Annotated in this window: 4 protein-coding genes and 1 pseudogene; all 5 read left to right on the plus strand. The window is 71.3% G+C overall.

The features are described 5' to 3' along the window. Positions 1-36: 36 nt before the first annotated feature. Positions 37-1329 carry a nicotinate phosphoribosyltransferase gene (locus tag ACXJKQ_RS19160; RefSeq protein WP_457107310.1) on the plus strand — a complete coding sequence of 431 codons (1293 nt, stop codon included), beginning with the start codon at positions 37-39 and terminating at the stop codon, positions 1327-1329. A 112-nt stretch (positions 1330-1441) separates the two neighbouring features. Then, a complete protein-coding gene (locus tag ACXJKQ_RS19165) occupies positions 1442-2896 on the plus strand; it encodes an MmgE/PrpD family protein (RefSeq protein ID WP_457107311.1) in 1455 nt (484 codons plus the stop codon). A 113-nt stretch (positions 2897-3009) separates the two neighbouring features. Beyond that, a complete protein-coding gene (locus ACXJKQ_RS19170; RefSeq protein ID WP_457107312.1) occupies positions 3010-5067 on the plus strand; it encodes an AI-2E family transporter in 2058 nt (685 codons plus the stop codon). A 94-nt stretch (positions 5068-5161) separates the two neighbouring features. Then, on the plus strand, positions 5162-5950 hold the full coding sequence (gene hisN / locus ACXJKQ_RS19175; RefSeq protein ID WP_457107313.1) for a histidinol-phosphatase: 789 nt from the start codon (positions 5162-5164) through the stop codon (positions 5948-5950). Positions 5951-5999: 49 nt separating this feature from the next. Beyond that, positions 6000-6478 (plus strand): annotated as a pseudogene (locus ACXJKQ_RS19180) (hypothetical protein); the annotation flags it as partial.

Genomic DNA, 6478 nt, shown 5'->3' on the forward strand with positions numbered 1-6478 from the left:
CTCTGCGCCTTCGAAGCGCGACAGAGTGCGAAGAGAATGCTCGATCTGGCGAAGCGGGTCTACGATCACAGCTTCCGCATCGACCCGATCGTGCGGTCGCTGCTCGATACCGATTTCTACAAGCTGCTGATGGCGCAGACGATCCTGCGCCGGCACCCCGACATCCAGACCACCTTCGGCATCACCAACCGCACACGGCGCATCCGCATCGCCGACGAGGTGGATGCCGGGCTGCTCCGGGAGCAGCTCGACCATGCCCGCAGCCTGCGCCTGAGCAAGGGCGAGATCACGTGGCTGCGCGGCAACGTCTTCCGCGGCCAGGGACGCATCCTCGGCCCGGAATTCGTGAGCTGGTTCGAGGGCTTCCAGCTCCCGGAGTACGAACTCGCCGTCCATGACGGCCAGTACGAGCTGACCTTCCACGGGCGCTGGATCGAGACCACCATGTGGGAGGTCCCGGCTCTGGCGATCCTCAACGAGTTGCGGGCGCGCGCCGTGCTGCGGGGCCTCGGCAAGCTCGACCTGCAGGTGCTCTACGCCCGGGCCATGACACGGGTCTGGGAGAAGATCGAGCGACTGCAGAAGCTGCCGGACCTGTCGGTGGCGGATTTCGGCACGCGCCGCCGACACGGCTTCCTGTGGCAGGACTGGTGCGTGCAGGCCATGGCGGAGGGCCTCGGCGGCGCGTTCCTCGGCACCTCGAACTGCCTGATCGCTGCCCGGCAGGAGGTCGAGCCGGTGGGCACGAACGCCCACGAACTGCCGATGGTCTACGCGGCGCTGGCCGAGGACGACGCGGCGCTCGCCGCCGCGCCCTACGCCGTGCTCGCCGACTGGCAGGAGGATTACGGCGGCAACCTGCTGGTGATCCTGCCCGACACCTACGGCACCACCGGGTTCCTGGCGAACGCGCCAGACTGGGTGAGCGACTGGACCGGGATCCGCATCGACTCGAAGGATCCGATCGAGGGCGGCGAGGAGGTGATCCGCTTCTGGCAGGCGCGCGGATGCGACCCCCGGGACAAGCTCGCGATCTTCTCCGACGGGCTCGACATCGACGAGATCGAGCGCATCCATGCCCGGTTCCACGGGCGCATGCGTATCGGCTACGGCTGGGGCACGCTGCTCACCAACGATTTCCGTGGCCTCCTGCCGGACGGTAAGCTCGATCCGGTCTCCATCGTCTGCAAGGTTACCGAAGCCGACGGCCGGCCAACCGTGAAGCTCTCCGACAATCCCACCAAGGCGCAGGGACCGGCCGACGAGGTCGCCCGCTACCGGCGGGTCTTCTCGGTGGGCGAGCAGGAGGCGCTGCCCGTGGTGGTGTGAGCCGGTGTCAGAGCCGGCAGGGTGAAACCCGCGGGCTGACGCGCGGTGACTGAATTCATTATCATGTCGGCCAACCGGAGCCGCCGCGGGCGGCCCTGTCTGGGAGAACGCCATGTCGATGAATCGCCGCTCGCTCATCGGGGCCGCGGGCCTCGCCCTCGCGACGCCCGCCCTGCAGGGCGGGCAGGCCGCGGACGCCGTGAAGCCGGCCGCGAAGGCGGCCCCGCCGCACGTCACGAAGATCCTCGCCCGGTGGATCCTCGGCTCGTCCTACGACTCGCTGCCCGATCCCGTCCGCCGCGAGGGCGTGCGCAGCTTCCTCAACTGGGTCGGCGTGGCGATCGGTGGCTCCCACCATGAGACCGTGGACGTGGCGGTCTCGGCACTGCAGCCGTTCTCGGGGCCGCCGCAGGCCGGGCTGTTCGGCCGGACCGAGCGCTTCGACATCATGAACGCCGCCTTCCTCAACGGCGTATCGAGCCACATCTTCGACTTCGACGACACCCACCTGAAGACGATCATCCACCCGGCCGGCCCGGTCGCGTCGGCGATCCTGGCCTACGCGGCGATGAAGCCGGTCTCCGGCAAGGATTTCCTCGACGCGCTGGTGGTCGGGATCGAGACCGAGTGCCGGATCGGCAACGCCGTCTACCCGAACCACTACGATGCCGGCTGGCACATCACCGGCACCGCGGGGGTGTTCGGAGCGGCGGCCGCCGCGGGCAAGCTGATGGGGCTGACCGAGCAGCAGATGGTCTACGCTCTGGGGCTCGCCGCTTCGCAGCCGGTGGGCCTGCGCGAGTCGTTCGGCTCCATGAACAAGAGCTTCAATCCCGGCCGTGCCGCATCCAACGGCCTGTTTGCGGCGATCCTGGCTGGGAAGGGCTTCACCTCGTCGGACGGCATGATCGAGGCCAAGCGCGGCTGGGCCAACACGATCTCCACCAAGCAGGACTGGTCCGAGATCACCGAGGGCCTCGGCACCCGCTACGAGGCGCAGCTCAACACCTACAAGCCCTTCGCCTGCGGTATCGTCATGCATCCGACGATCGACGCCGCGATCCAGATCCGCGACACGGACCACGTCAGGCCGGAGGACATCGCCCGGGTCGACCTCAAGGTCCACCCGCTGGTGCTGGAGCTGACCGGCAAGACCGCACCGAAGACCGGCCTAGAGGGCAAGTTCAGCATCTACCACGCGGCCGCGGTGGCCTTCGTGGAGGGCGCGGGCGGCGAGAAGCAGTTCAGCGACCGGGCGGTGAACGACCCGCGCGTGGTTGCGCTGCGCCAGAAGGTCGTCCCGGTGATCACCCCCGGCGTCGATCCCGCGCAGGTCGACATGACCGTGACGCTGAACGACGGACGGACCTTCCACCGGCACATCGAGCATGCCATCGGCAGCGTCGAGAAGCCGATGTCCGACGCGCAGCTGGAGGCGAAGTTTGCCGATCTCGCCGCCGGCGTCCTGCCGGAGGCGCAGGCCAAGCGGGTGATGCAGCTCTGCTGGTCGCTGCCCGAACTCAAGGATGCGGGCGACGTGGCCCGGGCCGGCGTAGCGGGGGCGTAACGGCTCCGTGACGTCCGCGGGATCGTTTTCGGTCCCCGTGCCGTTCCCCGTTCGCGAGGCGGCCGTCGCTCCGGCGGCGCCCCGCGCGTAGCGTTCGGAACCCGGAACACGGAATGGGCACGAGCACCCCGGTCGGGGTCGAATCGGCGGCGCGCCGCGGAAACCCCGTGATCCCACCGCCGCCGACACGCGTGGCAGCGGCCGAAACCCCGCGGGCCGCCATGGCATCGCCGGTGGTGGTCGGCGCCACCATCATCGCGGCCCTGTATTTCGGCCGCGAGATCTTCATCCCGATCGCGATCGCGCTGCTGCTGTCCTTCGTGCTGACGCCGCTGGTGAACCGCCTGCGGCGGCTGCGGCTGCCGCGGATCGCGGCGGTCGCCGTCAGCGTGCTCCTGACGGTCGGCATCGTGGCGGCGCTCGCGACCCTGATCGGCATCCAGGCCGCCGACCTCGCGGGCGACATCCCCCGCTACAGGGCGACGATCGAGCACAAGGTCGAGGGACTGCGCGACTCGCCCGTCGGGCACGCCACCGCGTATGTCGCCAATATCGGCCGCGCGCTCCACGGCGGCGCCAAGGAGGCGGGCAGCGCCGAGCCGCAGCAGCCGGCCCCGCCACCGCAGCCCAGCGCGGATCAGGCCCAGCCGGCGCCGCAGCCCGTCCTGGTCGAGATCACCGCGCGGCCTCCGGGTCCGCTGGAGATGCTATCGACCGTGCTGACGCCGGTGATGCATCCGCTCGCCACGGTCGGAATCGTCTTCATCGTTCTGCTGTTCGTACTGATGCAGCGCGAGGATCTGCGCGACCGCATGATCCGGCTCGCGGGATCGAGCGACCTGCACCGAACCACCGTGGCGATGGACGACGCCGCCCGACGACTCAGCCGCTACTTCGTCGTCCAGCTCGCCCTGAATGCCGCCTTCGGCATCGTGATCGGCATCGGCCTGTACGTGATCGGCGTGCCGAACCCGGTGCTCTGGGCGATCTTCGCGGCCCTGATGCGCTTCGTGCCCTATCTCGGGGCCGTCCTGTCGGCGCTGCTGCCGATGGCCCTGGCCGCCGCGGTCGATCCCGGCTGGAACATGACGATCGCCGTGGCGATCCTGTTCGTCATCCTGGAGCCGCTCACCGGCCAGGTGTTCGAGCCGGTCTTCTACGGGCAGTCGACCGGGCTCTCGCCCTTCGCAATCCTCGTCTCGGCCCTGTTCTGGACGTGGTTGTGGGGGCCGGTCGGCCTGCTGCTCTCGACCCCGCTCACCGTCTGCCTCGTGGTGCTGGGCCGCCACGTCGAGCCCCTGGAATTCCTGGACGTGCTGTTCGGGGACAGGCCGGCGCTGACGCCCGTGCAGAACTTCTACCAGCGGATCCTGGCGGGCGATTCCGAGGAGGTGCTGGGTCATGCCGAGCTGATCCTGCAGCAATGCGCCCTTTCGTCCTACTACGACGACGTCGTCCTCAAGGCGCTGGAACTCGCCGCCCGCGACGCGGCCCGGGGGGTGCTGACTGCGCAGCAGAAGGGGGCGATGCGGACTGCACTCGCCGAATTGATCGCCGATCTCGCGGATCGGAGCGATGCCGTCGAGGGCGCCTCCGGCGACGGGGCGGAGGGCGCCTGCAGCCCCGAGCCGGTGGGGCCGCCCCCGGAGGCGCTGCCCGCGGCCTGGACGCGCCCGGGCGCGGTCCTGTGCGTCGCCGGGCGCGGCTTCCTGGACGAGGCCGCCGCCGCCATCCTGGCGCAGATCCTCGAGAAGCGCGGGCTCGGCGTCCGCGCCGTGCCCTTCGCGGAGGCGGCCTCGGCACGGATCGGGCGCTTCGAGCCGGGTCCGGCGCGCATGGCCTGCGTGGTCTCCCTGGCGCTCGACGGTGAGCCGACCCATCTGCGCCGGCTGATCCGGCGCCTGAGGGACCGGGTTCCGGGCCTGCCGATCCTGATCGGCCTCTGGCTCGCCCAGGACACCGATTCCAGCGAATCCACCGGTTTCGTGGGTGCCGCACGGCGCGGGGCAGAGGCTGACGGGCAGGTGGGCTCGCTGCGCGAAGCCGTCGAGGCGGTGCTCGCGGCCGCGCAGGTGGACGTGACCGGGGACGCCGCGGCCGGTTCGGCGCCCGACCGCGGCGCGGACGCGGAATCGGGGGCGACCGGCCACCCGGCACCGGCCGTGGCATGAGCCAGGGGGGCTTGACGGGCGGGGGCGCGCCCCGGTTTCGTCGGGACCGGCCGGTTGGCCGGACGGCCTGCGGGCGGAACARGGAAGAGAATCGATGAGCGTCGTCGAACTCGGGCGGTTCATGGACGACCTCGCGGACGCGTCCGGGAAGGCGATCCTGCCGTTCTTCCGCGCCCAGTTCGGCTTGGACGACAAGGCCCGCGGGGGCGCCCCATTCGATCCGGTCACCGAGGCCGACCGGGCGGCCGAGGTCGTGCTCCGCGCGATGATCGCCCAGACCTTCCCGAGCCACGGGATCCTCGGCGAGGAATTCGGGTCCGAGCGCACCGACGCCGAATGCGTCTGGGTGCTCGACCCGATCGACGGCACGCGCGCCTTTATCGGAGGCTTGCCAACCTGGGGCACGCTCATCGGGCTGACCCGCAACGGCGCGCCGGTGCGCGGGATGATGCACCAGCCCTACCTCGCGGAGCGCTTTACCGGCGACGGGGCCAGCGCGCGCCTGCGCACGCCTGCGGGGGAACGGACCCTGCTCACCCGGCGCTGCGGAGATCTCGCCCAGGCGATCCTGGCGACCACGGATCCCCGGCTGTTCGCGGCCGGCGCGGAGGCCGAGGGCTTCCGGGCGCTCGAAGACCGGGTCCGGATGTCCCGCTACGGCGCCGATTGCTACGCCTACTGCATGCTGGCGGCCGGCCAGATCGACCTCGTCGTCGAGGCGGGTCTCAAGCCCTACGACATCGTCGCGCTGATCCCGATCGTCGAGGGGGCCGGGGGGCGGGTCACGGCCTGGGATGGCGGCCCGGCCGCCGGCGGCGGCCGGATCGTGGCGGCGGGCGATCTGCGGCTGCACGCGGCGGCGCTCAAGGTGCTGAATCCGTGACGGGCTCCGGAACACGGGACAGGGTGCGCCGCCGCGCAGGACGGTGCGCGTGCTGCTGAAGGCCCTCGTCCTGCTCACGAGCCTGATCCCCCGCACGGAGGCGGGGGCCGAGACCGTGTTGCGCGCCCTCACGCCCCCCGCGGCGGCAGTCGCGTCTCCGGACGCGGAGCCGCCGCGCTTCGATCCCGCGACCCGCTCCGTCTCCAACTGGCACGCGCAGACCGGCGCGCAGCTGATGCCGCGGGCGCTGGCGGTCACGGCCTCGCTGGCCGCGGACTCGCCCTACGTCGCCCGCTGCGTCCGGCTCAACAACGGCTGGTGCATTAAGTCCGCCCGCTGGCCCGGCGAGATCGGGGCCGACGGGGAGGGCCACACCGCCTTCGCCACCCTGGACGACGGCGCCGACGCGGCGGCAAGCCTGCTGCGGCGCTACTACCGCGATTACGGCCGGCGCACGGCCCTCGCCATCGTGCGCCGCTGGGCGCCGGCCGAGTGCCGGGTCGCGTCCGCGCCCGGGCGGCCGGGGAG

The sequence above is a fragment of the Methylobacterium sp. P5_C11 genome (genome assembly GCF_054049775.1).